The sequence below is a fragment of the Streptomyces sp. NPDC006335 genome, from assembly GCF_040612795.1.
Classification (GTDB): Bacteria; Actinomycetota; Actinomycetes; order Streptomycetales; family Streptomycetaceae; genus Streptomyces.
This window is the reverse complement of the sequence record NZ_JBEXQX010000001.1, coordinates 584234-608341: the sequence shown is the minus strand read 5'-3', so window position 1 is coordinate 608341 and position 24108 is coordinate 584234. Positions and strand designations below refer to the sequence as shown.

The following is a 24108-nucleotide window of genomic DNA, read 5'->3' as shown; positions in this document are numbered from 1 at the left end:
GCCTCAGGAGGACTTGGTGACGACGGCGGCGGCGAGCTTGGACAGCGGCTCCGCGAGCGCGTTCACACCGTCCGACAGCTTCTTGCGATCGGCGTCGCCGACCTTGTCGTAGGAGGTGAAGTCGTACGACGTCTTGTCCGCGCGGTACTTGTCGAGCAGCGTGTTCAGCGCCGCGAACTGCTTGTCGAGCTCGGTGACCAGGGCCGCGTCGTTCTCCTTGGCGACCGGCTTCAGCAGCTCGTACGACTTCTCGGCGCCCTCGACGTTGGCCTTGAAGTCGACGAGGTCGGTGTGCGAGTAGCGCTCCTCCTCGCCGGTGACCTTGCCGGTGGCGACCTCGTCGAGGAGCTCCTTGCCGCCGTTGGCCATGGAGGTCGGGGTGATGTCCGCCTTGCCGACGCGGTTCTGCCAGTCGGTGAGGTCGGTGATGAGCTGGTCGGCGAGGGTCTTGTCCTCGGCGGTGATCTTCTTGTCCTGCCAGAGGGACTTCTCCAGGCGGTGCCAGCCGGTCCACTTCTGGCCGTCCTCCAGGCCGTCGGCCCGGACGTCGACCTTCGGGTCGATGTCGCCGAAGGACTCCGCGACCGGCTCGGTGCGCTCCCAGCCGATGCGGGAGGGGGCGTAGGCCTTCTTGGCGGCCTCCAGGTCACCGGCCTTGACCGCGGCGGCGAAGGTCTTCGCCAGCGGCAGGGTCGCGTCGGCCTGCTCCTGCGCGTACTTGCGGTACGCGGCGACGGCCGCGTCCAGCCGCGGGTCGCGCTTGGCCGCGGTCCCGCCGGTGGCCTTGACCTCCTGGCGGATGCCGTCGCCCTTCATGCCGGGCTTGCAGGCGATCGTGTAGGTGCCGGCCTTCACCTCGGCGGTGACCTTCTGCTTGGTGCCGGGGCCGATGTTCTCCCGTTCGGTGACGATCCGGTCGTCCGGGAACAGGACGTAGACCTCGGTGACCTTGGAGCCCTTGTTCTCGATCGCGAGCTCCACGTGGCCGGCCGGGAACTCCTTCTTGGAGACCTCGCACTTGCTGTCCGTGGCGGTCACGTCGATCACGCGCTCGCTGTCGCCGGAGCTTCCCTTCTCCGTGCAGCCCGTGACGGCGGTCAGGGCCGCCACGGCGGTGGCGGTGACGACGGACAGTCTGGCGGCTCGCATGCGGGCTCCTGGTGCTGGCTTGAACATCACGTGACGGGTGTCACATATATTGGTGAGGCTGGCCTAACTTATCTGAGGCTTACCTGAGTGATACCGCGTGATGGCTCAAAACAGACACCAAGGGAGGGTCAAGGGAAGTTCAAAGGTTCCGTTCGGGGGCGCGAGCGGGGCGCCGGTGCGGGGGTGTGGCGGCGCTTCGATCGGCTGGTCATGGACCTGTGAGGGCGGCCCGCCGCCGAGGATCCCGCCCGCGGACCTTCGGCATGGACACCACCGGCGCACAGGATCGCGACCCGGCGCGCGCGGGCGGCTGCCAGCCCGACACCGTGCGACACCACGACCACCGCGTCACCGGCGTGCGCCCTTCCCGGCAGACCCGTAGCGCGGCGGCAGGGGCGCACGCTCGCCGGCGGCGAAGGGGGTCGCCTCGGCGGCGGCCATGGCGTCGGCTACGGCACGGTCGCCGCCGTCGGCGCGCACGGCAACCGGCCCAGGCGCCCGCCCCGTCCGGCCGGAGGCAACCCGGCCCGGTCATCGCGTACACGGACAACGCCGCGCCGGTCCACCCCGGGCCCGGCGACGCCGATGGCTACCGTCGGCAGCGTCCACGTCCCGAGCCGTCCCGCCCGAGAGATCGACTGGACCGCCCCGATGCATCGCCCCCGTACACCCCGTCGACGCCCGATGCGCACCGCGGCCACGATCCGCGGGGGCCGTACGTTCCACGGCCCCGACCCGGCGGGCCCCGGCCAACTCGCCGCCCTGAACCCACACCGGCCCGGTGATCGTCGGCAGCCGCCCCGCGGATTCCGTGGCGCTTCCTCGCGGATGCTTCAATTCCCCCGTGACTGACTACGACGTGCTGCGCGTCTTCTGTGCGCCGAACGGCGGCTACGGCAATGAGCTGGGAGTCGTCCGTGAGGGGTCCGTGCTGCCGGACCGGGACGAACGACAGGCGTTCGCCGCGAAACTCGGGTTCAGCGAGACCGTGTTCGTCGACGATCCCGAGCGGGGCGTCATCGACATCTACACCCCCTCCACGCGGCTGGCCTTCGCCGGATACCCGTGCGTCGGGGCCGCCTGGCTGCTCGACGTGCCCGAGCTCGTCACGCCCGCCGGAGTCGTCGGTACCCGGCTCGACGGGGAGTTCAGTTGGATCGAGGCGCGGGCCGAGTGGGCGGCACCGCGGACGTTCCGCCAGTACGGCACCGCCGCCGAGGTGGACGATCTGGCCGTCCCGGCGCCGGGGGAGTGGATCTACGCCTGGGCGTGGGAGGACGAGGCCGCCGGGCGGATCAGGGCCCGTGGCTTTCCCGGCCGGGGTGACGGAGTCGAGGAGGACGAGGCGACCGGCGCCGCGGCGATCCAGCTCACCGCCGCACTCGGACGTGCCCTGAACATCGTCCAGGGCGCCGGCTCCCAGATCCTCACCGCCCCTCAGCCGGGGGACTGGGTGGAGATCGGCGGTCGGGTCTTCCTGGAGCGCTGAGGCTCACGCCGACAGCGGGAACTCCTCACCCAGGGCCCGGAACACCGCGGTGTTCAGCGCGAACGCCCGCCTGCACTCCGCGACGATCCGCTGCCGCTCCAGGTCGTCCGCGCGCACCGCGTCCAGCAGCTCCCGGTAACTCCGCTTGAACGCGGCGGGGTTGGGGATCTCCTCGAAGACGGAGAAGCGCACGCCGTCGCCCTTCTTCTCGAAGCCCCAGGTCCTCTCCGCCCTGTCGCGGATGATCTGGCCGCCGGAGAGGTCGCCCAGGTAGCGCGTGTAGTGGTGCGCGATGTATCCGGCCGGCCAGGACTCCGCGCAGGCGCGCACCCGGTCCGCGTACGCCCGCGTGGCCGGGAGCGCGGACAGGTGCGCCCGCCACTCGGGTCCCCTCAGGTGCGCCAGGTCCCGCTCCAGTGCCCGCAGCCGGAACAGCTCGGGCCGGACGAAGGGGCCCGCCACCGGGTCGGACGCCGGCTTCTCGACCCCGGTCTCCAACGCCCCAGGGGACGGGTCCCGGGTTCGCTACGGCAGCGTGAGGATCTCCGCTCCCGTCTCCGTCACCACCAGCGTGTGCTCGAACTGGGCCGTCCGCTTGCGGTCCTTGGTGACGACCGTCCAGCCGTCGTCCCACATGTCGTACTCGTGCGTCCCGAGCGTCAGCATCGGCTCGATCGTGAACGTCATGCCGGGCTGGATCACCGTCGTGGCGTGCGGGCTGTCGTAGTGCGGGATGATCAGGCCGCTGTGGAAGGAGGAGTTGATGCCGTGGCCCGTGAAGTCCCGGACGACTCCGTAGCCGAAGCGCTTGGCGTACGACTCGATCACGCGGCCGATGATGTTGATCTGACGGCCCGGCTTGACCGCCTTGATCGCGCGGTCCAGGGACTCCCGGGTCCGCTCGACCAGCAGCCGGCTCTCCTCGTCGACGTCGCCCACCAGGTACGTCGCGTTGTTGTCGCCGTGCACCCCGCCGATGTACGCCGTCACGTCGAGGTTGACGATGTCGCCGTCCCGCAGCACGGTGGAGTCCGGGATGCCGTGGCAGATCACCTCGTTGACGCTCGTGCACAGCGACTTCGGGAAACCCCGGTAGCCGAGCGTCGACGGGTAGGCGCCGTGGTCGCACATGTACTCGTGCGCCACCTTGTCCAGTTCGTCCGTGGTCACCCCGGGAGCGATCAGCTTCGCCGCCTCCGCCATCGCCCGGGCCGCGATACGGCCGGCGATCCGCATCGCCTCCACGGTCTCCGGGGTCTGCACCTCCGGGCCGGTGTACGGCGTCGGCGCGGGCTTGCCGACGTACTCGGGACGCCGGATGTTTCCGGGCACGGAACGGGTGGGGGACAGTTCCCCGGGCACGAGCAGCGACTGGCCAGACATGCCGACGAGTCTATCCAGCGGCGATGGGGGAACATGACGGTGGCGAGAGGAGCAGGTCATGCCCTTGTTCAAGAAGCGCACGGTCGGCAAACCGGGCGAGTGGTACTACTGCCTGGAGCACAAGAAGGTCGAGGAAGGGCCCGAGTGCCCGGCCAAGGACCGCTTCGGGCCGTACGCGAGCCGGAAGGAAGCGGAGCAGGCGATGGAGACGGCCCGCGAGCGCAACCTCGAGTGGGAGAACGACCCCAAGTGGCACGACGCCCCCGCGAGCAGCGAAGACAGCTGATCACGTCTGTGTCGATCACGTCTCCACGGGGGCCGGCGCGGCTGCCGCGCGTTGCTCGCGCAGCCGCGTCGCGTGCTCGTTCGTCCGGACGTCGTACGACATCAGCCTCGGCAGGCACAGGGCCAGCAGGCCCACGGCGCCCGCACACAGCAGGCCGCCCGACCAGACCGACGTCCGCACGCCCCACCACGCCGCGAAACCACCGGCCCTGACCTGGCCCACGGTCGGGCCGACCGAGTACGACAGCAGTTCGATCCCGGCGAGCCGCCCGCGCAGCTCGTCCGGGATCGTCTGGTTCCACATGGTGCCGCGGAAGATCCCGCTGACCATGTCGCACCCCCCGGCCACGGTCAGGAACAGCAGCACCAGCCATACGTCGTCCATGACCCCGGCGGCCGCGATCGCCAGACCCCACAGGGCCGCCGACAGCACCACCATCCGGCCGTGCCGGTGGATCCGGGACGTCCAGCCGCTGGTGAGGCTCACCAGCAGCGCGCCGAGCGGGACGCTCGCGTACATCAGGCCCAGCGACCACCGCGCGTCCAGCTCGTCCGCGAGGAACGGCAGCAGGGCCAGCGGCATCGCCAGGAACATCGCGGCGAGGTCGACGGCGTAGGTGCCGAGCAGCTCCTTGCGGCTCCAGGCGTACCGCGCGCCCTCCACGATGGCCTTCAGCGACGGCTTGGCCGCCTCGTGGGAGGCGGGGGAGGCCGCGATCCGCAGGACGAGGACGACGGAGACGGCGAAGGTCAGCAGGTCCGCGCCGTACGCCCAGCCGAGGCCCGCGTAGGCCACCACCACGCCGGCCAGCGCCGGGCCCGCGACCCCGCCGACCGTCCAGCGGAAGGAGTTCAGCGAGGCCGCCGCCGGGAGGTGGTCGTGGGCCACGATCCGGGGCCAGAGCGAGTCGAGCGCGGGGCGCTGCACCGAGACCAGGGCGGAGGACAGGGCGGCGACGACGTACAGCGGCCAGACGGCGGGGTGTGGCAGCAGCGCGTTGAGCAGCAGGGCCGCGCTCAGCAGGCCCTGTCCCACCTCCGTCCACAGGATCAGCTTCCGCTTGTCCCAGGCGTCCGCGAGCGCGCCGCCGTACAGGCCGAAGACGAGGAGCGGGATCAGCTCGACGGCCCCGATCGCGCCCACCGCCGCGGCCGAGTCCGTCAGGTCCTTGAGCTGCACCGGCAGGGCCACGAAGGTGAGGAAACTGCCGAAGTTCGAGATCAGCCCCGAGTACCACAGCCGCCGGAAATCTCGGGAGGCCCGCCAGGGGGCGAGGTCCGGGAGCATCGCGCGCAGGCCGGAAGGGGGTTCAGGGGCGTCGTCGGTCACGACCGGTCATGGTCGGGTGAGGCAGACCGGTCCGGCAACTGCTTTTCGCCGTCACCAGCGGGCCGGAGGCGGCGCCGTCAGCTCGTCGGCCAGCCTCGACAGCCGGTCCCGGAACCGCCGCCGGCCCCTGGGCACGGGGACGGCGTTCTCCCCGGCCGCCGCGCTCACCAGGTGCTGCACGGTGTCCAGATCGAGGTCCGTGCCCTCCGGCACGGCCAGCGACTCGTGGGCCATCGCGGCGAGTTCGCCCTCACCGGGGCCGAGGGAGAGGACCGTCGCACCGGCCCGCCGGGCGTCATGGACCTGCTCCAGAAACGGGGCGCCCGGTCGGTCCGGGGACACCACCAGCAGGGTCTCGCCGCGCCGGGCCGCCGCGAGCCGGCCCGGTCCGACCGACAGGTGCGCGGGGTCGGAGGGGCGCGCGTCGTGGCGTACCAGAGTGGGGGCCAGCTCCGGCGTACCCGACCAGGCGGCCTCGTCGACCAGATGGGCCGCCAGGTGCCACGGTTCGTACTCCGGCGTGCCGACCAGCAGCAGCCCGCCGCCGTGCGAGACCACCGACCCGCGCAGCACGCCCGCGAAGCGTCGTGTGGCCCCCAACCACTCGGTCCCGGCGAGCACTTCGCGCAGCAGCGCGACCCGTACGGCGTCCATGGGGCCGCATCCTGCCGCAAGCGGCCGTGCGTGACCCGGGGTTCGCCCCGGATTCGCCCGAACCGGGCAGGGACACGGCTCTACGAGGGGGCCGCCAGGAGGTACCCGTGACGCGGCTCACCCGACCGGCCGAGGCGGACGGGGCGCACGTAAAGTCGGCCCCATGACCTCTACCGACAGTGCTGCACAGAAGGCTCCCGCCAAGGACCCCTGGGACCTTCCCGACGTCTCCGGGCTCGTCGTCGGCGTGCTCGGCGGGACCGGGCCGCAGGGCAAGGGCCTCGCCTACCGGCTCGCCCTCGCCGGGCAGAAGGTGATCATCGGCTCGCGGGCCGCCGACCGCGCACAGGCCGCCGCCGACGAACTCGGGCACGGGGTCGAGGGCGCCGACAACGCCGAGACCGCGCGCCGCAGCGACATCGTGATCGTCGCGGTGCCGTGGGACGGGCACGGCAAGACCCTGGACTCGCTGCGCGAGGAGCTCACCGGCAAGCTCGTCGTCGACTGCGTCAACCCGCTCGGCTTCGACAAGAAGGGCGCCTACGCGCTGAAGCCGGAGGAGGGCAGCGCCGCCGAGCAGGCCGCCCTGCTGCTGCCGGACTCGCGGGTCACCGCCGCCTTCCACCACCTGTCGGCCGTGCTGCTCCAGGACCCGCAGGTCAAGGAGATCGACACCGACGTCATGGTGCTCGGCGAGGAGCGGGCCGACGTGGAGATCGTGCAGGCGCTGGCCGGCCGCATCCCCGGCATGCGCGGCGTCTTCGCGGGCCGGCTGCGCAACGCCCACCAGGTGGAGGCGCTGGTCGCCAACCTGATCTCGGTCAACCGGCGGTACAAGGCGCACGCGGGGCTGCGGGTCACGGACGTGTGAGCTGACGGGAGCCGATGGGGGACACTGGTCGTCGCCGCACAGCGGTACCCAGCAGTGTCCCCCCGACAGGAGCCATGGAAATGCCCCGCCTCGCCCTCTACGCCCTCGCCGTCTGCCTCCTCGCCGTCGCGGCGGCGGTCGTCTCCTTCACGCAGGGCAGCTGGCTCGGGATCGTGTGGGTGCTGCTGGCGGGGCTTTCGTCCAACATGTGCTGGTACTACCTCAAGCGTGGCCGGGCCGCTCAGCTCCAGAAGCGGTAGAGGCTCCAGCCGAACGAGGCCTCCCCCGGGTCGACCTGGAGTCCGCGCAGGACCGCGTCGACCAGGTCGAAGAACACGCTGTTGACCTGCGGCACCCACAGCAGGGCGAACACGAACAGCAGGCCGAAGGGCGCGAAGGGCTCGATCTGGCGCTTGACGCCGTACGAGAGCCAGGGCTCGATGACGCCGTAGCCGTCCAGGCCCGGGACCGGCAGGAAGTTCAGGAGCGCGGCCGAGACCTGGAGCAGGGCGAGGAAGGCCAGCGCGAAGCGGAACTCCGAGGGGACGCCGTCGAGGGCGTCCAGCCAGAACGGAGCCGCGCAGGCGATCGCGAACAGGACGTTCGTGAGGGGGCCCGCCGCCGAGATCAGGCTGTGCCGCCAGCGGCCCCGGATCCGGTCGCGCTCGATGAAGACGGCGCCGCCGGGGAGCCCGATACCGCCCATGATCACGAAGATCACGGGGAGCACGATGCTGAGCAGGGCGTGGGTGTACTTCAGCGGATTCAGCGTGAGGTAGCCCTTCGCGCCGATCGTGATGTCGCCGCTGTGCAGGGCGGTGCGGGCGTGCGCGTACTCGTGCAGGCACAGGGAGACGATCCAGGCGCCGGTGACGAACAGGAACACGGCGACGCCGGGCAGCTCGGAGAAGCCGGTCCAGGTGGCCCAGCCCGTCACCGCGGTCACGGCGCAGATGCCGACGAAGACCGGGCTGATCCGCCGGTCGCTGTGGCGGGTGGTGGCGGTGGTCATGGGGCTCCCTGGACTGGACATGCGCGCGGCGAGACTGCCCGACGGTACCGGGCACAGGTGAAAACGTCTTGGGGTGGGGCGGGGGTTCCATGGAAGGGTGGGGACATGGGGCTCTGGCACGTGTTCTACGCGGACTGGCAGATGGAGTGCTGCGGTACGCCGTTCTCGGTGGGGGACGAGGTGGGGTGGCCGCTGCTGTTCCAGGACGCGGGAGATGTTCTCGGGGGCGGTTGGCGCGACCAGCTCACCGAACTCGTCGGACCGGTGGAACAGGGTGCTGGTCGGGTGCTGCGGGACGGGAGCGGCCTGGTGGTCGGGGTGGGGGAGACCGTTGCGGCATCGGGGGGCTCCGCTCCACTCGTCGGGCTGCTCACGGTCGAGACACACGGGGGCCGGCTGCCGGAAATCCGAGGCCGGGTGCGGTGCGTGCAGGTCGTGACACAGGAGTACGCCGAGACGGGGCCGGGTTCGCGGACCTGGGAGCCGGTGCCGGGGCGCCGCTCGCTGCGGTCCGTGGACGCCTGCCCGAAGTGGTTCGACGGCGGCGGGGGCGCGCGGTCCGAGGCGGGGGTCGTGGTCACGCTGGAGGTTCCCGACACGGACTCCGGGCTGTCGCACACCGTCCGCAGGATCAGGGGCGTACCGCCCGGTGCGGAGACGGCGGGCCTGCCGTCCGACGCGCTCGCGAAGCTGCTGACAGAGCTGAGCACAACCTGACCACGCGGTGACGCGGCTGGGGTTGCAGGGCCGGCGCTCACCGCGACTCCCCAGGGGCGCGGCAACCGCGCGACCGGCCACGCCCCGCCCGCGGCCGCCCGACCGGCCGGCCCCGCACATCCGACGCCGACGCCGACCGCCAACACCCCGCGGGCGGAACCCCGTGACCCGCCCCGACCCCAGCAGAGACAATGGACCCCGTGCGCTATCGCATCCTCGGCACCACCCAGGCAATCCGTCCCGACGGTACGACCGTCCCCGTCGGCGGAGCGCGGCTGCGTGCGTTGCTGACCGTCCTCGCGCTGCGCCCCGGCCGTACGGTCCCGGTGAGCCTCCTGGTGGACGAGGTGTGGGACGGCGACCCGCCCGCCGACGCGACGGGCGCGGTGCAGGCACTGGTGGGGCGGCTCCGACGGGCGCTCGGCGCGGACGCCGTGGCGTCCGTGGACGGCGGCTACCGGCTCGCCGCCGCGCCGGACGACGTCGACCTGCACCGTTTCGAGCGGCTCACCGGTGACGGGGCGCGGGCGCTGGCCGACGGCGACCCCGCGAAGGCGGCCGTGGCCCTGGACGACGCGCTCGCCCTGTGGCGGGGCCCGGCGCTGGCCGACCTGCCCGACCGTACGCCCGAGGCGACCCGCGCCGAGACCCGCCGACTGGACGCCCTGCGCGCCCGTCACACCGCCGCGCTCGCCCTCGGCCAGGCCGATCAGTGTCTTCCCGAACTGACCGCCCTGTGCGACACCCACCCCCTCGACGAACCCCTCCAGGCGCTGCGGCTGCGGGCGCTGCGCGACACGGGCCGCACGGCGGAGGCGCTGGCCGCGTACGAGTCCGTACGGCAGCTGCTCGCGGACCGGCTGGGCGCGGACCCGGGGCCGGAACTGCGGGCGCTGCACGGGGAGTTGCTGCGGCCGGAGCCGTCCCGCGAGGCGCGGGGGACTCGTGGGCCCGCGGCGGGGGAGGCCGTTCGCGGGGCCGACGGCGGCGCGCGCGAGGACGGCCCGGCCGTGCGAGCCCCCTCACCGGAGGGGGCCTCGGCTCACACGACCGCGCCTTCACCCCCCGGCAACCTCCGCGCCCGTCTCACCTCCTTCGTCGGCCGGGAAACTGACATCGAGGCGATCCGGGGGGACCTCGCAGCGGCGCGGCTGGTCACGCTGCTCGGCCCGGGCGGGGCCGGGAAGACCCGGCTCTCCCAGGAGGCCGCCGAGGCGGCGGGGGGCGAGGTGCGGGACGGGGTGTGGCTGGCCGAGCTCGCGCCGGTCGACGATCCGGACGCCGTGCCCGAGGCCGTGCTCACCGCCGTGGGGGCCCGCGAGACCGTGCTGTACGGCGCCGGTGCCGAGGCGATGCGGGCCGCTGGAGGCGAGCGGCCCGACGACCCCGTCGAGCGGCTCGCCGAGCACTGCGGCCGGCGCAGGATGCTGCTGATCCTGGACAACTGCGAGCATGTCGTCGACGCGGCCGCCCGGCTCGCGGAGACGCTCCTGGAGCGCTGTCCGGGGCTGACGGTCCTGGCCACCAGCCGTGAACCGCTCGGTGTGCCGGGGGAGTTGCTGCGCCCCGTGGAGCCCCTGCCGGAACCGGTCGCGCTGCGGCTGCTCGCCGAGCGGGGGGCCGCGGCCCGGCCCGGCTTCCGGGTCGACGCCGACGAGGAGACCGCGGCGGCCTGCGCCGAGATCTGCCGGCGCCTCGACGGACTGCCCCTCGGCATCGAGCTCGCCGCCGCCCGGCTCAGGATGTTGACGCCACGTCAGATCGCCGACCGGCTCGACGACCGTTTCCGCTTGCTCACCTCCGGCAGCCGTACCGTCCTGCCCCGCCAGCAGACCCTGCGGGCCGTCGTCGACTGGTCCTGGGACCTGCTCGACGAGGAGGAACGGGACGTCCTGCGGCGCCTTTCGGTGTTCGCCGGCGGCTGCGACCTGGCCGCCGCCGAGGCCGTGTGCGGTCCCGCAGCGCTGGACGCGCTCGGTTCGCTCGTCGACAAGTCCCTCGTGGTGGCGGCCCCTTCGGGGGACGGCGAGATGCGCTACCGGCTCCTGGAGACCGTCGGCGAGTACGCCGGTGAACGCCTCGACGAGACGGCCGGCGCACGCGCCGACGCCGAGCGCGCGCATCTGACGCACTACCGCGAACTCGCCCGCGCCACCGACCCGTTGCTGCGCGGCCCGGACCAACTCGCCGCCATCGGGCGCCTGGAGCGCGAGTACGAGAACCTCCGTACCGCCCTGCGCCGGGCCGTCGCCGCCCGGGACGAGCAGGAAGGGCTGTGCCTGGTCCTGTCGTTGGCCTGGTACTGGCAGATGCGCGATCTGCGCATCGAGGCCCGCAACTGGTCCCGCGAGGTACAGGCGCTCGGCCCCGACCCGTTCACCGAGCCGGTCCGCCCCGCCGCACCGGTGTGGGAGCGCTGCACGGACACCCCGCCGCCGTGGACCGGCGAAGTGCTCGAGGAAGCCAGGCGAGGGGCCCACCTCGTCCATCTGGCCTGCATGGACACCGAGTTGGACGCCTGGCAGAACCAGCACGCGCAGGCCAAACTGCGGTCCATCGCCGCCACCTACGAGCCCGGCATGGCGCAGACCTGCCGGATGCCGGGTTCGCTCTGGTTCTTCGCCATCATGCTCACCGGGGACATGGACCGGCTGCGGGACGTCATCAAGGCGACCGTCGACACCTGCCGGGCCACCCCGGGCTACGAGTGGGAGCTCGCCGCGGCCCTCCAGTGGCGGGCCAACCTGCTGGCCAACCGGAGCGACTGGGCGGGTGACGCCATCCAGGACGCCGAGGAGGCCATGGAGATCTACGAGCGGCTCGGCGATCTGTGGGGCAGCGCGGAGGCGCTCTCCGCCCGCGCCGAGGCCCATGAGCGCAAGGGCAAGTGGCAGGCGGCCGCGGCCGATTACGAGCGGGCGATCGAGCGGGCCGAACAGCTCGGCGCCCGCGCCCAGCGGTCCGTGCTCAACGCCCGGCTGGGCAGCGCGCTGCTGGAGACCGGGGAGGCCGAGCGGGGCGAGCTGCTCCTGCGCGAGGTGATCGCCGACCAGGAGGGCGCCCGCAACGAGGCCATGCCCGCGGCCCGGATGTTCCTGGCCGGCCGACTCGGACTGACCGGCCGCATCCCGGAGGCTCGGGAACAACTACGGCTGCTGCGCCAGCAGTTCGGCATCGCCCACTTCGTCATCTTCGACGCCTTCATCCTCGGCTCGGAAGCCTGGCTGGAGGCCATGGACGGCTGTCACGACGAGTGCCTGCGGCTGACCCGCCGGGCGCTGGAGAAGTCCGAGGACCCGCTGGCCCTGACCATCGCCCCCCATATGCGCACGATGTACCTGCACACCGCCGGGCTCGCCCTCGCCGCGGTCGACGGCGGCGCCCGCGCCCGGGACGGCGCCCGCTGCCTGAGGGCCGGCGACGCGCTGCTGCCCGCCGACCACGCCCCGACCACCGTCGAGCGCACGGTCCGGAGCACGGCCGAGCGGAATCTGCGCGCGGTGCTCGGCGACGCGGCCTACGAGTCGGCGTACGCGGAGGGCGACGGCCTCTCCCCGAAGGAGGCCGCCGCCCTGGTGTGACGCGCACCGACGCCTGACTTCAGTTCTTCGTACGGAACTTGTGGATGGCGTACGGTGCCGCCACCGCCGTGATCGCCGCCGACCAGCCGAGCGTGACCCACAGGTCATGCGCGACCGGGCCGCCGACCATCAGACCGCGGGCCGCGTCGGCGAGCGTGGACAGCGGGTTGTAGTCGGTGAAGTGCTGGAGCCAGCCCGGCATCGAGGCCGTCGGCGCGAAGATCGACGAGCCGAACTGGAGCGGGAACAGCACCAGGAAGCCCATCGCCTGCACGGACTGCGCGTTCTTCAGGATCACGCCCAGGGTGAGGAACACCCACATGATCGAGGAGGCGAACACGGCGGACAGACCGACCGCCGCGAACAGCCCGCCCCAGTGGTTGATGTCGAACCCGACCAGGACGGCGACGATCATCAGCACGGTGGTCGCGAACAGCATCCGCAGCAGTTCCACGGAGATCTTCGCGAACAGCACCGAGCCGCGCCCGATGGGCAGGGACCGGAAGCGGTCCATGACACCGGAGTTGAAGTCCTGGCTGAAGCCGGTGCCCACGCCCTGGGACAGCGTCATGCTCATCATCGCGATCATGCCCGGGATGACGTACTGGACGTATCCGTCCTGCCCGCCGCCCAGGGCCTGACCGATCGAGCCGCCGAAGACGTAGACGAACAGCAGGGTGAAGACGACCGGCATCAGCAGGGCGTCGAACATCGACTCCGGGTCCTGCCGGATCCACAGCAGGTTGCGGCGGACGAGGGCGCCGGTGTGGCGCAGGTGGCCGCGCAGCGGAATCCTTGCGTCGGCGTCCGTGATGGTGGCGGTTGCGGCGCTCATACGGCGACCTCCTCGCGGGTGTCGGTGGGGACGGTGTCCTGCGGGGCACTGGCACGGTGGCCGGTGAGAGACAGGAACACCTCGTCCAGGCTGGGCAGTTCGGTGGTGATGGAGGAGAGGGTGACGCCCCGTGCGGTGACCGCGCCGACCACGGCGGTGAGCTGCTCGTCGCTGAGGATCGGGACGATCACCGTGCCGCTCTCGGTGTCCACGGTGGAGGTGGCGAGCCCGGTGATGCCGAGTTCGTCGATCCACCCGGCGAGCGGCTGGAGCTGGAGCCGGTCCACGGGCCGTACCCGCAGCGAGCGTCCGCCGACCTTCGCCTTGAGCTCCTCGATGGCGCCGTCGGCGATGACCTTGCCGTGGTCCACCACGGTCAGCTCGGAGGCGAGCTGTTCGGCCTCCTCCATGTACTGGGTGGTCAGCAGGACGGTCACCCCGTCTCCGACCATCCGCTTGACCTCGTCCCACACCTCGTTGCGGGTGCGCGGGTCGAGACCGGTGGTGGGCTCGTCGAGGAAGAGCACCTGGGGGCGCCCGATCATCGAGGCGGCGAGGTCGAGCCGCCGCCGCATACCGCCCGAGTACGTGCTCGCCGGCCGCTTGGCCGCGTCCGTCAGGGAGAACCGCTCCAGCAGCTCGTCGGCCCGGGTGCGGGCCTCCTTGCGGGGCAGGTCGAGCAGCCGCCCGATCATGTACAGGTTCTCCCAGCCGGGCAGCTTCTCGTCCACCGAGGCGTACTGCCCGGTGAGTCCGATCACCCGCCGCAGCTGCCGGGGCTGCCGCACGGCGTCGTAGCCGGCGACGGTGGCCTGTCCGGCGTCGGGGGACAGGAGAGTGGAGAGAATGCGTACGAGAGTGGTCTTGCCGGCGCCGTTCGGCCCGAGCACACCCATCACGGTGCCCTCGCGCACGTCCAGGTCGACGCCGTCCAGCGCCTTGGTCTCGCCGTAGTGCTTGACCAGCCCCCGCACGGAAACGGCGGAGTCCCCGCTCTGGGGGTTCTTGTCGATTCGCGTCATACCGAGGACGGTGTCAGCCCCCGCCGACAAACCACCGACAGGTCGCCGACAGGGGCCTACAGGTCGCCGACAGTTTCCTCCCTGGCCGGACGGCTACAGGTCCGTCGCGGCGCGCCGCGGAGCGAACGGCCCGTCGTGGCGGAGGTGACCGCAACGCGCCAGGGGCGCGGGGAACTGCGCGCCCGGCCACAACGCACCCGCACCCGACCGACGACTGGACCCGGCACCCCCCCGGCGCCCATGAGGAGGGGGGCGCCCGGTGACCCCCGGGCGCCCCCCTCCTCGTACGACCGCTCAGTGGCGTACTGCCTCCGCGTGGTCCGGCAGGTGCGAGGCGACCACGCGCTCCCGGCCGGCCGGTGCGCCCACGCGCCGCCGGTCCACGACCGCCGCCACCGCCGCGACCCCGAGGCCGAGCACGGCCAGGGCGGCCCCCGTGACCGCGGGGGAGGTCACGCCGAGGCCCGCGGCGAGGGCCAGGCCGCCGATCCAGGCGCCGCCGGCGTTGGCCAGGTTGAAGGCGGCCTGGTTGGCGGAGGAGGCCAGGGAGGGGGCGGCCGACGCCTTCTCCATGACCATCAGCTGGAGCGGGGAGCCGGTGACGAAGGCCGCCGTGCCCAGGAGGACCACCGCGACCGCCGCGCTCCACTGCGTGGACATCAGCGCCGGGAACAGTGCCAGGACCACGACCAGCGAGGTCAGACCGCCGAACAGGGTGCCGCGCAGCGAATGGTCGGCGAGCCGTCCGCCGAGCAGGTTGCCCGCCGTCGCGCCCACGCCGAACAGGGCGAGCAGCAGCGTGACGCTGGAGTCGGCGTAACCGGCCGCGTCCGTGAGCATCGGCGTGATGTAGCTGTACGCGGCGAACAGCGCGCCGAAGCCGGCGACCGTGGTGCCGAGCGCCAGCCAGACGGGCAGCGACTTCAGCGCGACCAGCTCGCGGCGCAGGCCCACGGCCGGGGCGTGCGCGTGGTCGTGCGGGATGAGGAGCGCCAGGGAGGCTATCGCCGCCAGCCCGATCGCGCTGACGCCGAGGAAGGTCGCCCGCCAGCCCAGGTGCTGGCCCATGAGGGTGGCGACGGGCACGCCCGCGATGTTGGCGAGGGTCAGGCCGAGGAACATCAGGGACACCGAGCGGGCCTTGCGTTCCGGCGCCACCATGCTCGTGGCGACGACCGCGCCCACCCCGAAGAAGGCGCCGTGCGGCAGTCCGCTCAGGAAGCGGGCCGCGAGCAGCCAGTGCTCGTCGGGAGCGAGGGCGGAAAGCGCGTTGCCGGCCACGAACAGTCCCATCAGGCCCATGAGGACCTTGCGCCGGGACATCCGGGCGGTGACCGCGGCGAGCAGCGGGGCGCCGATCACGACGCCCAGCGCGTACGCCGAGACCAGATGCCCGGCGGTCGGGATCGAGATGCCGAGGTCGTCCGCGACGTCGGGCAGCAGGCCCATCATCACGAATTCGGTGGTGCCGAGACCAAAAGCGCCGACGGCCAGTGCGAGCAGGGCCAAGGGCATGAAGAGCCGAGCCTTTCAGGGGAGAGCGAGTTCCGTACCAGTTATGTTCAAGTACGGAACAAACACGCCCGGGCCCGCTATTCCAAGGACCGCCCAGGGTTACGAGGACGTGGCGAGGCTCACCCTGGCCGCCACCGGCAGATGGTCGCTGCCGGTCTCGGGCAGCGTCCACGAACTCACCGGTTCCACGCCCTGCACCATGATCTGGTCGATCCGTGCCATCGGGAACGACGCCGGCCAGCTGAAGCCGAAGCCGCTGCCCGCCGCGCCCTGCGTGGAGCGCATCTGGGAGGTCACGGCGTTGAGCGCGCGGTCGTTCATCGTGCCGTTGAGGTCACCCAGCAGGATCTTGCGGGGGAGCTTGTCGTCGGCGATGGCCTCACCCAGCGCGTCGGCGCTCTTGTCGCGCTGCCGGGCGGTGAAGCCGGCCTCCATCTTCACCCGCACGGACGGCAGATGGGCCACGTAGACCGCGACCTGGCCGTCCGGCGCGGTCACCGTGGCGCGCATGGCTCGCGTCCAGCCCAGCTTGATGTCCACGGCCTTCACACCGGTCAGCGGGTACTTGCTCCACAGCCCGACGGTGCCCTCGACCGCGTGGTACTTGTACGTCGACGCCAGCGCCTCCTCGTACACCGGCACCGCCGACGCCGTCAGCTCCTCCAGGGCCACCACGTCAGCGCCGGAGGCGGCCACGTCCCGGGCGGTGCCGGAGGGGTCGGCGTTGTCGGCGTTGACGTTGTGGGTGGCCACCGTGAGGTCGCCGCCGGTGGCGGACTTGTCGGAGAGCAGCCCGCCGAAGAGGTTCAGCCATACGGCCGCCGGCAGCACCACCGCGATCAGGGCGGTCGCGGACCTGCGCAGGAATCCGAGCAGGAGCAGCACCGGGACGAACAGGCCGAGCCACGGCAGGAAGGTCTCGGTGAGACTGCCGAGGTTGCCGACGGCGTTCGGGATCTGCGCGTGCAGCAGCATCACGAGGGCGACGATCACCGCGAGGGCGGCCAGGACGATCCCGCGGCGCCAGATCCGGCGGTCACCGCGCCAGCCGGAGAGCGGGCGGCCGAGCAGACGCCGGAACCGGTCTCTGCGGCGCTCGGATCCCGAGCCGCCGTCCGCCGTCTCCGTCACGTATGCCTGCTGCGCCATACCGTCGCCTCACTACCTGCCGTGCACACCGTTCGCCCCGCTGCCGCGGGGCCTCAAACACCCCGTACGACCCTAGGGGATGATCGGCTTCCATCTCGTCGTCCCATGACGACCGTACGGGGGCGATGACGTACAAGTCGCCATCCGGAGTTCCCCGTCCGGGTGGGGAAAGCGCCCTCTGTGACGAAACGCGCACACTAGGAACTGACGGGGCGTAGGCCTTCGAGGACGGTGTCGACGATCTGTTCGGACAGGCCCTCCGGCAGGGCGGCGTTGGGCTGCATGATGGTGCGGAACAGCATGGGTCCGATGAACAGGTCGTTGACCAGCTCGACGTCGATGTCCGTGCGGAGCTCGCCGTTGGCCTGTCCCCGGCGCAGGATGGCGACCTGTTTGCGGCGCCGGGGCGCGACGACGAGCGTGTGGTAGGCGTCCCACACCTTCGGACTGCTCTTCATCTGGGCGAAGACACTGTGCAACAGCGCCGACGAACGGGTCATCAGCCCGCGCTGCCTCAACTGCTCCAGCAGCGCCACGAGATCGTCGCGCATCGAGGTGCCCGGCAGTTCGGCGTCCGGGGGCTCGGCGGTGCGCACGACGTCGACGAAGAGCTCCTCCTTGCCGTTCCAGCGGCGGTAGATGGTGGCCTTGCCGACGCCCGCGGTCCGGGCGATGCGCTCGATGGACAGCTCGGCGAGCGGGACGCCGTCCTCCAGCAGCTTGATGACGGCCTCGATGATGGACCGCTCCACGGCCTCACTGCGGGGCCGTCCCCGTACGGCCCCCGTCTGCCTGGACTGACTCTCCGCGAGGCCGCTCACGTCGCTTGGTCCTCTCTGTGCGATGAACTGATTCTCCCTGCTCCACCGCGGTACAGGAGGGCGGGGTCGGCCGTTGTCCGCTCCCGTGACCTCCTCGACTCCGGGTCCCTGTGCGGTCGGGGGCCGGCCGGTCGATCTGACCGACGACCTTGCCGGCCACCTGAGCGGTCGGCCGCCGGGCGGGGACCGGAAGCCACCGTCACCCTGCGCGGGACGACGGTGACCTGACGACCCGAAGCCGGAGCCGCCCCTGCCGTCCGGCGGCGCTGCCTTCGGTCTTCCCCGGCCGGGGTGTTCGGCCTTGGGCTGCCGACTTCGGTCTTCCCTGGCTCGGGTGTTCCGCTTTGGGCTGCTGCCTTCGGTCTTCTCCGGTTCGGTTGTCTTGTCCGGCGGCGCTGCCTTCGGTCTTCCCCGGCCCGGGGGTTCCGCCCGGCGCCGCAGCCTTCGGCCTTTCCCGGTCCGGGGTTCGCCCTGCGTCACGGCCACCGCCACTGCCACCGCCTCCGCCTTACCGGCCCGGTCGTCCTGTCCGGTCGCCTTCGGCCTGTGGTCGTGACCGCCGGTCCACTCGCTGGCGGGGTCGGGACCGCCGTTCACTCGCTCGCGGGGATCAACTCCTTTTCCTCTTCGCCCCGCTGGCGTTCCGTCGGGCGGCCCGGGAGGTACAGGGCCACCACGACGGCGCCGATCACGGCCACGCCCGCTCCCCACAGCGCGGTGACGTGCATGGCGTGCAGGAAGGCGTCGTTGGCCGGGCCGACCAGGGCGTCGCCGCGGGGACCGAGCTTCGCGGCGACGCCGAGCGTGGCCTCGATGGACTCGCCCGCGGTGTGCCGTACGCCTGCCGGAACCGGGCCGAGGTGGGACTCGATGCCGCTGCGGTAGGCCGTGGAGAGCACCGAGCCGAGGACGGCGATGCCGAGCGCGCCGCCGACCTGCCGGAAGGTGTTGCTGAGCGCGGACGCGGAGCCGGCCTTCTCGCGCGGCAGGGCCTGCATGATCACGACACTGGTCGGCGTCATGATGTGGGCCATGCCGGTGCCCATGAGGAAGAAGATCACTTCGAGGAGCCAGATCGGGGTGTCCGCCTCCAGGAAGGCGAACGCACACAGCATCGCGGCGATCAGCAGCATGCCGCCGGTGGTCGTCGCCCTGTTGCCGAAGCGGTCGACGACCAGCCGGGCGCGCGGGGCGAAGATGAGCTGCGCGGCGGCCAGGGGCAGCATCAGCAGACCGGTCTGGAGCGGCGAGTAGCCGCGCACGCTCTGGGTGTAGAAGACCGAGAAGAAGGTCACGCCCATCAGCGCGAAGAAGACCAGCCCTATGGCGGCGATCGCGGCCGAGAACACCTTGTTCTTGAAGTAGGTGACGTCGATCGACGGGTGGTCGCTGCGCTTCTCGAACACCACGAACGCGACGAGCACGGCGAGACCGGCACCGATGGTGGTCAGTACGGTCGCGTCCGTGAAGTCGGCGAGCTGACCGCCCTTGATGATGCCGTAGACGAGCAGGACCAGTCCGATGACCGACAGCACCACGCCGACGGGGTCGAGTCGGCCCGGGTTCGGGTCGCGGGAGTCCGGCACCAGCCACAGCATCAGTCCGAGTGCGAGGACCACGATCGGCACGTTGATGAGGAAGACCGACCCCCACCAGAAGTGGTCGAGGAGCACCCCGCCGGTGATCGGTCCGATGGCGATGGCGAGTCCGACGCCGCCCGCCCAGATGCCGATCGCCTTGGGCTGCTCCTCGCGCTCGAAGACGTTCATCAGGACGGCGAGCGTGGCCGGCATGACGAACGCCGCGCCGAGTCCCATCAGCGCGCGGAAGGCGATCAACTGGTTCGGCGAGTCGGAGAACGCTGCCAGGGCGGAACCGGCGCCGAACACGAACAGCCCGCCGAGCAGCACCTTCTTGCGGCCGAGCCGGTCGCCGAGCAGGCCCGCGGTGAACAGCAGGCCGGCGAAGACCAGGGTGTAGGCGTTGATCGCCCACTCCAGCTCGCTCTGGGTGGCGCCCAGGCCGGTCGGCGCCGGAGTCGAGATCGTCTTGATCGCGACGTTCAGGATCGAGTTGTCGAGCACCACGATCAGCAGGCTCAGCATCAGTACGCCGAGGATCGCCCAGCGGCGCCGGTGCACCGCCTCCGGTACCCGGGAGTCAGGGGCTGCGGTAGTCATGCGTCCGAGAGTAGCCCGATTACGATACGGCACCGTCTCGTATCGTAAGTCTTTACCGAGACCTTACGTGCCGGAACGGTCACACCGACCACCCCTGGCCCTGACTGGCACGAGGTGCCACCATGGAGGGGATCCGGGGACGCCGTGAGGGCGCCTCGAGATGACGTAAGGAGCCGTTGCAATGACGCAGCTTTCGGCTGCCCACACCAAGCCCTCCGACGGCAGCAAGGCGCTGTACGGGGGGAAGGGCACGCGACGCATCACCGTCCGGGACATCGCCCTCGCCAAGGAACGCGGCGAGAAGTGGCCCATGCTCACCGCCTACGACGCGACGACCGCCGCCGTCTTCGACGAGGCCGGCATCCCCGTGATGCTCGTCGGCGACTCGGCGGGCAACTGCCATCTCGGCTACGAGACCACCGTGCCCGTCACCATGGACGAGATGACCATGCTGTCGGCGGCCGTCGTACGGGGCACCTCGCGCGCCCTGATCGTCGGCGACCTGCCCTTCGGTTCGTACCAGGAGGGCCCGGTGCAGGCGCTGCGCTCGGCGACCCGGCTGGTCAAGGAGGCGGGCGTCGGCGCGGTCAAGCTGGAGGGCGGCGAGCGCTCCCACGAGCAGATCCGGCTGCTGGTCGAGTCCGGCATCCCGGTCATGGCCCACATCGGTCTGACCCCCCAGTCCGTCAACTCCATGGGCTACCGCGTCCAGGGCCGCGGCGAGGAGGCGGCCCAGCAGCTGCTGCGCGACGCGAAGGCCGTCCAGGACGCGGGCGCGTTCGCGGTCGTCCTGGAGCTGGTCCCGGCGGAGCTCGCGGCGGAGGTCACCCGGGTCCTGCACATCCCGACGGTCGGCATCGGCGCGGGTCCGGAGACCGACGCCCAGGTCCTCGTCTGGACCGACATGCTCGGCCTCACCGGCGGGCGGGTCCCGAAGTTCGTCAAGCAGTACGCCAACCTGCGCGAGGTCATGACCGGCGCGGTGAAGGCGTTCGCGGAGGACGTCCTCGGCGGCACCTTCCCGCTGGAGGAGCACTCCGTCCACTAGGGCCCACGGCCCGTCAGAGCCACAGTGGCACCAAGCGCCCCGCCGATCTTCCCCCGTCGGCGGGGCGCCCTCCGTTCCGCGCCGTCATCTAGGACAGCATCCGGCCTAATGGGCTCCTAGTGTCCACTTCGACAGCCGACGTACGCGAAGGGGACCGACATGTCCGAGCAGACCAGCGCCGCACCGGCGGGCTACACCTCCGTGGCGCCCTGGGTCGTCACCGACGACACCGGCGCCTTCCTCGACTTCGTCACCGAGGCGTTCGGCGGCGAGGAACTCAGCAGGGTGGTCACCGAGGACGGCTCGATCGGCCACGGCGAGATCCGCGTCGGCGACACGGTGGTCCTGGCCTTCGACCGGCGCGCGGACTGGCCGGTGATGCCGAGCCTGCTGAGGGTGTTCGTCGAGGACGCGGACGAGACGTTCTCGCGGGCCCTCGCGGCCGGCGCCCGGACCGTCACGGCTCTGTCGGACAGCGCGTTCGGGCAGCGCGGCGGCCGTGTCAGGGACCCCTTCGGCAACATCTGGTGGGTGGTCGCCCACGTCGAGGACGTCCCCGAGGAGGAGATGTGGAGGCGGCTCCAGGAGCCCGTGTACGCGGAGGCGATGCGGGTGGCGCAGGAGACGTTCGACGCGGAGATGACGGGGCGGGGCGAGGGGCGGGGAAGCGCGCCGGTGCCTCCCGGCCGGGCCGGTGAACACTGAGCACGCGGGAGTGCTGCTGGTCCAGGAGGCCGGCGGCGTCGTGACCGACCTCGAGGGCACACCGTGGGAACTGACGAGTGAGAGCTACCTCGCCGCCGCGCCGGGTGTGCACTCCGCCGCGCTGGACGTACTCACCGCCTGAGAGAGGGCCCCTTCCGTCCCCTCCGCCGTGTCCGTCGTACTGCATACGACAGGGGCGGCCAGGCCTCCCGCGCGGCCGCCCCGGCGTCCGGGTCCGAACCCGGTCAGCCGGACGAGTCTTGGGACGAGTCCTGGTCGAACCGCTCCAGGTCCCGCAGCCACGCCCGCGCCGAACTGTCCGACGGCGCCCGCCAGTCACCGCGGGGCGAGAGCGAGCCGCCGGCCGAGACCTTCGGCCCGTTCGGCATGGCCGAGCGCTTGAACTGGGCGAACGCGAAGAAGCGCTTGCAGAAGACCTCCAGCCACCGCCGGATCTCCGGCAGGTCGTACGTCACGCGCTTGGCGTCCGGGAAGTTCGGCGGCCAGTCACCGAGCTTGTCGTCGTGCCAGGCGTGCCAGGCCAGGAAGGCGATCTTCGAGGGCCGGAAGCCGTACCGCAGGACGTGGAAGAGCGTGAAGTCGTGCAGCGCGTACGGGCCGATCTTCGACTCGGTGGACTGCATCTCCTCGCCCGGTACGAGCTCCGGGCTGATCTCGGTGTCGAGGATCGCGGAGAGGATGTCGCCGGTCTCCTCGTCGAACTGCCCGCTGCTGATCACCCAGCGGATCAGATGCTGCATCAGCGTCTTCGGCACGCCCGAGTTGACGTTGTAGTGGCTCATCTGGTCGCCCACGCCGTACGTGGACCAGCCGAGCGCCAGCTCGGAGAGGTCACCGGTGCCGAGCACGATGCCGCCGCGCTGGTTGGCCAGCCGGAACAGGTAGTCGGTGCGCAGTCCGGCCTGGACGTTCTCGAAGGTGACGTCGTACACCGGCTCGCCGGAGGCGAAGGGGTGGCCCATCTCCTGGAGCATCAGCCGGGCGGTCGGCGTGATGTCCAGCTCGGCCGCGGTGACGCCGAGGGCCCGCATCAGCCGGTGGGCGTTGTCCTTGGTGTGGTCGCTGGTGGCGAAGCCGGGCAGGGTCCAGGCCAGGATGTCGCTGCGCGGCCTCCCGGCACGGTCCATGGCACGGGCGGCGACGATCAGCGCGTGCGTGGAGTCCAGGCCGCCGGAGACACCGATGACCACCTTCGGGCCGCCGATCGCCGCGAGCCGCTGCTGCAACCCGGCGACCTGGATGTTGTAGGCCTCGTAGCAGTCCTGGGCGAGTCGGCCGGCGTCGGCCGGCACGAACGGGAAGCGCTCCAGACGGCGCTTGAGGCCCAGGTCGCCCGCGGGCGGGTCGAGTTCGAACGACACCGTCCGGAAGTCACCGGTGCGGGCCTGATGGGTGCGCCGGTTCTCGTCGAACGTGCCCATCCGCATCCGCTCCTGCCGCAGCAGGTCCAGGTCCACGTCGGCCACCGCGTACTCGTCGCCCTGCGGGAAACGTTCCGTCTCGGCCAGCAGCACGCCGTTCTCGTAGACCATGGCCTGCCCGTCCCAGGACAGGTCGGTCGTCGACTCGCCGAGTCCGGCCGCCGCGTAGACGTACGCGGCGAGACAGCGCGAGGACGCCGAGCGGCACAGCAGCTTGCGGTCCTCGGCGCGGCCGACCGTGATCGGGCTGCCGGAGAGGTTGACCAGGACGGTGGCGCCGGCGAGGGCGGCCTCCGCACTGGGCGGCACCGGCACCCACATGTCCTCGCAGATCTCCGCGTGCAGCACGAGACCGGGGACGTCGGCGGCCTCGAACAGCAGGTCCACGCCGAAGGGCACCTGGGAGTCGCCCACGCGGATCGTCCCGCCGCGCTCGTCCGCGCCGTCGCCGATCTGCCGACGCTCGTAGAACTCACGGTAGTTGGGCGGGTACGACTTCGGTACGACACCGAGGACCCGGCCGCGGTGCACGATCACCGCGCAGTTGTAGACCCGGTTGCGGTGGCGCAGCGGGGCGCCGACGACCAGCACCGGGAGCAGGTCGGCCGATCCGGCGACCACGTCCGCGAGCGCGGTCTCGACCTCGTCGAGCAGCGCGTCCTGGAGGAGGAGGTCCTCGATGGAGTAGCCGCACAGGCCCAGCTCCGGGAAGACGGCGACGGCGACCCCTTCCTCACCGCACCGGCGCGCGTGACGCAGCACCGCCTCGGCGTTGGCGGGCGGGTCCGCGATGACGGTGTGACCCGTACACGCGGCGATGCGTGCGAACCCGTGCTGATAGATGGACCAGAAGTTCAGAGCAGCCACACGAGCAGTGTAATCGTCAGAGCGACGCTATGGCGGCTGGGGTGTCGGGGTCC

20 protein-coding genes and 2 pseudogenes are annotated in these 24108 nt (G+C 71.7%); 9 read left to right on the top strand and 13 right to left on the bottom strand.

What is annotated here, in order from left to right; genetic code table 11:
• Positions 1-3 precede the first annotated feature (3 nt).
• Positions 4-1149: an iron uptake system protein EfeO gene (gene efeO / locus ABZ098_RS02800; protein WP_356586532.1), complete on the bottom strand. Its 1146-nt coding sequence runs from the start codon at positions 1147-1149 to the stop codon at positions 4-6.
• Between the two features lie 844 nt (positions 1150-1993).
• Between efeO and ABZ098_RS02795 the strand changes: the two genes are divergently transcribed.
• On the top strand, positions 1994-2638 hold the full coding sequence (locus ABZ098_RS02795; RefSeq protein WP_356586530.1) for a PhzF family phenazine biosynthesis protein: 645 nt from the start codon (positions 1994-1996) through the stop codon (positions 2636-2638).
• A gap of 3 nt (positions 2639-2641) precedes the next feature.
• On the opposite strand, the pseudogene ABZ098_RS02790 reads toward ABZ098_RS02795, so the two are convergent.
• Both ABZ098_RS02790 and map read right to left on the bottom strand, forming a co-directional pair.
• A pseudogene (locus ABZ098_RS02790) lies at positions 2642-3139 on the bottom strand (biliverdin-producing heme oxygenase); the annotation flags it as partial.
• A gap of 24 nt (positions 3140-3163) precedes the next feature.
• Positions 3164-4021 carry a type I methionyl aminopeptidase gene (gene map / locus ABZ098_RS02785; protein ID WP_356586528.1) on the bottom strand — a complete coding sequence of 286 codons (858 nt, stop codon included), beginning with the start codon at positions 4019-4021 and terminating at the stop codon, positions 3164-3166.
• 58 nt (positions 4022-4079) lie between these two features.
• Between map and ABZ098_RS02780 the strand changes: the two genes are divergently transcribed.
• On the top strand, positions 4080-4307 hold the full coding sequence (locus ABZ098_RS02780; RefSeq protein ID WP_356586527.1) for a hypothetical protein: 228 nt from the start codon (positions 4080-4082) through the stop codon (positions 4305-4307).
• Positions 4308-4322: 15 nt separating this feature from the next.
• On the opposite strand, the gene ABZ098_RS02775 is transcribed toward ABZ098_RS02780, so the two are convergent.
• Both ABZ098_RS02775 and ABZ098_RS02770 read right to left on the bottom strand, forming a co-directional pair.
• Positions 4323-5594 (bottom strand): MFS transporter, encoded by a 1272-nt coding sequence (locus ABZ098_RS02775; protein ID WP_356587603.1) that lies wholly within the window; start codon positions 5592-5594, stop codon positions 4323-4325.
• Between the two features lie 93 nt (positions 5595-5687).
• The gene (locus tag ABZ098_RS02770; protein ID WP_356586525.1) at positions 5688-6290 is read right to left on the bottom strand and encodes a hypothetical protein; all 603 of its coding nucleotides are present in this window, start codon (positions 6288-6290) and stop codon (positions 5688-5690) included.
• Positions 6291-6453: 163 nt separating this feature from the next.
• Here ABZ098_RS02770 and npdG point away from each other — a divergent pair, with 163 nt between their 5' ends.
• Entirely contained in the window at positions 6454-7161 is a 708-nt protein-coding gene (npdG, locus tag ABZ098_RS02765; RefSeq protein ID WP_356586523.1) for an NADPH-dependent F420 reductase, read from the top strand.
• Positions 7162-7175: 14 nt separating this feature from the next.
• Complete coding sequence (locus ABZ098_RS02760; RefSeq protein WP_356586521.1) at positions 7176-7421, top strand: hypothetical protein; 246 nt, start codon at positions 7176-7178, stop codon at positions 7419-7421.
• Here ABZ098_RS02760 and ABZ098_RS02755 read toward each other — a convergent pair.
• Positions 7403-8173 (bottom strand): site-2 protease family protein, encoded by a 771-nt coding sequence (locus ABZ098_RS02755; RefSeq protein ID WP_356586519.1) that lies wholly within the window; start codon positions 8171-8173, stop codon positions 7403-7405. The two genes, ABZ098_RS02760 and ABZ098_RS02755, sit on opposite strands and share 19 nt — an antisense overlap.
• 105 nt (positions 8174-8278) lie before the next feature.
• On the opposite strand from ABZ098_RS02755, the gene ABZ098_RS02750 reads away from it, so the two are divergent.
• Positions 8279-8890, top strand: a complete 612-nt coding sequence (locus tag ABZ098_RS02750) for a DUF6578 domain-containing protein (RefSeq protein ID WP_356586517.1) — start codon at positions 8279-8281, stop codon at positions 8888-8890.
• A 191-nt stretch (positions 8891-9081) separates the two neighbouring features.
• Positions 9082-12471 (top strand): BTAD domain-containing putative transcriptional regulator, encoded by a 3390-nt coding sequence (locus ABZ098_RS02745; protein WP_356586515.1) that lies wholly within the window; start codon positions 9082-9084, stop codon positions 12469-12471.
• A gap of 19 nt (positions 12472-12490) precedes the next feature.
• On the opposite strand, the gene ABZ098_RS02740 is transcribed toward ABZ098_RS02745, so the two are convergent.
• The 6 genes from ABZ098_RS02740 to ABZ098_RS02715 form a co-directional block, all read right to left on the bottom strand.
• Positions 12491-13306 (bottom strand): ABC transporter permease, encoded by an 816-nt coding sequence (locus ABZ098_RS02740; protein WP_356586514.1) that lies wholly within the window; start codon positions 13304-13306, stop codon positions 12491-12493.
• Complete coding sequence (locus ABZ098_RS02735; protein ID WP_356586512.1) at positions 13303-14328, bottom strand: ATP-binding cassette domain-containing protein; 1026 nt, start codon at positions 14326-14328, stop codon at positions 13303-13305. Before ABZ098_RS02735 ends, ABZ098_RS02740 begins: the two co-directional genes overlap by 4 nt.
• A 294-nt stretch (positions 14329-14622) precedes the next feature.
• Positions 14623-15843, bottom strand: a complete 1221-nt coding sequence (locus ABZ098_RS02730; protein ID WP_356586510.1) for an MFS transporter — start codon at positions 15841-15843, stop codon at positions 14623-14625.
• Between the two features lie 99 nt (positions 15844-15942).
• Positions 15943-16992 carry an endonuclease/exonuclease/phosphatase family protein gene (locus ABZ098_RS02725; protein WP_356586508.1) on the bottom strand — a complete coding sequence of 350 codons (1050 nt, stop codon included), beginning with the start codon at positions 16990-16992 and terminating at the stop codon, positions 15943-15945.
• A 197-nt stretch (positions 16993-17189) separates the two neighbouring features.
• Entirely contained in the window at positions 17190-17813 is a 624-nt protein-coding gene (locus ABZ098_RS02720; RefSeq protein WP_356586506.1) for a TetR/AcrR family transcriptional regulator, read from the bottom strand.
• A gap of 593 nt (positions 17814-18406) precedes the next feature.
• Complete coding sequence (locus ABZ098_RS02715) at positions 18407-19993, bottom strand: MFS transporter (RefSeq protein WP_356586504.1); 1587 nt, start codon at positions 19991-19993, stop codon at positions 18407-18409.
• 181 nt (positions 19994-20174) lie between these two features.
• On the opposite strand from ABZ098_RS02715, the gene panB reads away from it, so the two are divergent.
• The 3 genes and pseudogenes from panB to ABZ098_RS02700 all read left to right on the top strand — a co-directional run.
• Positions 20175-21041 carry a 3-methyl-2-oxobutanoate hydroxymethyltransferase gene (gene panB, locus ABZ098_RS02710; RefSeq protein ID WP_356586502.1) on the top strand — a complete coding sequence of 289 codons (867 nt, stop codon included), beginning with the start codon at positions 20175-20177 and terminating at the stop codon, positions 21039-21041.
• A 159-nt stretch (positions 21042-21200) separates the two neighbouring features.
• Entirely contained in the window at positions 21201-21746 is a 546-nt protein-coding gene (locus ABZ098_RS02705) for a VOC family protein (RefSeq protein ID WP_356586500.1), read from the top strand.
• Positions 21747-21750: 4 nt separating this feature from the next.
• Positions 21751-21888 (top strand): annotated as a pseudogene (locus tag ABZ098_RS02700) (inositol monophosphatase family protein); the annotation flags it as partial.
• A gap of 103 nt (positions 21889-21991) precedes the next feature.
• On the opposite strand, the gene ABZ098_RS02695 reads toward ABZ098_RS02700, so the two are convergent.
• Entirely contained in the window at positions 21992-24055 is a 2064-nt protein-coding gene (locus ABZ098_RS02695) for an NAD(+) synthase (protein ID WP_356586498.1), read from the bottom strand.
• Between the last annotated feature and the right edge of the window lie 53 nt (positions 24056-24108).

Coding starts and splice junctions, on each gene's coding strand:
- efeO (WP_356586532.1), bottom strand. CDS start 1,149: ATGCGAGCCGCCAGACTGTCCGTCGTCACCGCCACCGCCGTGGCGGCC.
- map (WP_356586528.1), bottom strand. CDS start 4,021: ATGTCTGGCCAGTCGCTGCTCGTGCCCGGGGAACTGTCCCCCACCCGT.
- ABZ098_RS02780 (WP_356586527.1), top strand. CDS start 4,080: ATGCCCTTGTTCAAGAAGCGCACGGTCGGCAAACCGGGCGAGTGGTAC.
- ABZ098_RS02775 (WP_356587603.1), bottom strand. CDS start 5,594: ATGCTCCCGGACCTCGCCCCCTGGCGGGCCTCCCGAGATTTCCGGCGG.
- ABZ098_RS02770 (WP_356586525.1), bottom strand. CDS start 6,290: ATGGACGCCGTACGGGTCGCGCTGCTGCGCGAAGTGCTCGCCGGGACC.
- npdG (WP_356586523.1), top strand. CDS start 6,454: ATGACCTCTACCGACAGTGCTGCACAGAAGGCTCCCGCCAAGGACCCC.
- ABZ098_RS02760 (WP_356586521.1), top strand. CDS start 7,176: ATGGGGGACACTGGTCGTCGCCGCACAGCGGTACCCAGCAGTGTCCCC.
- ABZ098_RS02755 (WP_356586519.1), bottom strand. CDS start 8,173: ATGACCACCGCCACCACCCGCCACAGCGACCGGCGGATCAGCCCGGTC.
- ABZ098_RS02750 (WP_356586517.1), top strand. CDS start 8,279: ATGGGGCTCTGGCACGTGTTCTACGCGGACTGGCAGATGGAGTGCTGC.
- ABZ098_RS02745 (WP_356586515.1), top strand. CDS start 9,082: ATGGACCCCGTGCGCTATCGCATCCTCGGCACCACCCAGGCAATCCGT.
- ABZ098_RS02740 (WP_356586514.1), bottom strand. CDS start 13,306: ATGAGCGCCGCAACCGCCACCATCACGGACGCCGACGCAAGGATTCCG.
- ABZ098_RS02735 (WP_356586512.1), bottom strand. CDS start 14,328: ATGACGCGAATCGACAAGAACCCCCAGAGCGGGGACTCCGCCGTTTCC.
- ABZ098_RS02730 (WP_356586510.1), bottom strand. CDS start 15,843: ATGCCCTTGGCCCTGCTCGCACTGGCCGTCGGCGCTTTTGGTCTCGGC.
- ABZ098_RS02725 (WP_356586508.1), bottom strand. CDS start 16,992: ATGGCGCAGCAGGCATACGTGACGGAGACGGCGGACGGCGGCTCGGGA.
- ABZ098_RS02715 (WP_356586504.1), bottom strand. CDS start 19,993: ATGACTACCGCAGCCCCTGACTCCCGGGTACCGGAGGCGGTGCACCGG.
- panB (WP_356586502.1), top strand. CDS start 20,175: ATGACGCAGCTTTCGGCTGCCCACACCAAGCCCTCCGACGGCAGCAAG.
- ABZ098_RS02705 (WP_356586500.1), top strand. CDS start 21,201: ATGTCCGAGCAGACCAGCGCCGCACCGGCGGGCTACACCTCCGTGGCG.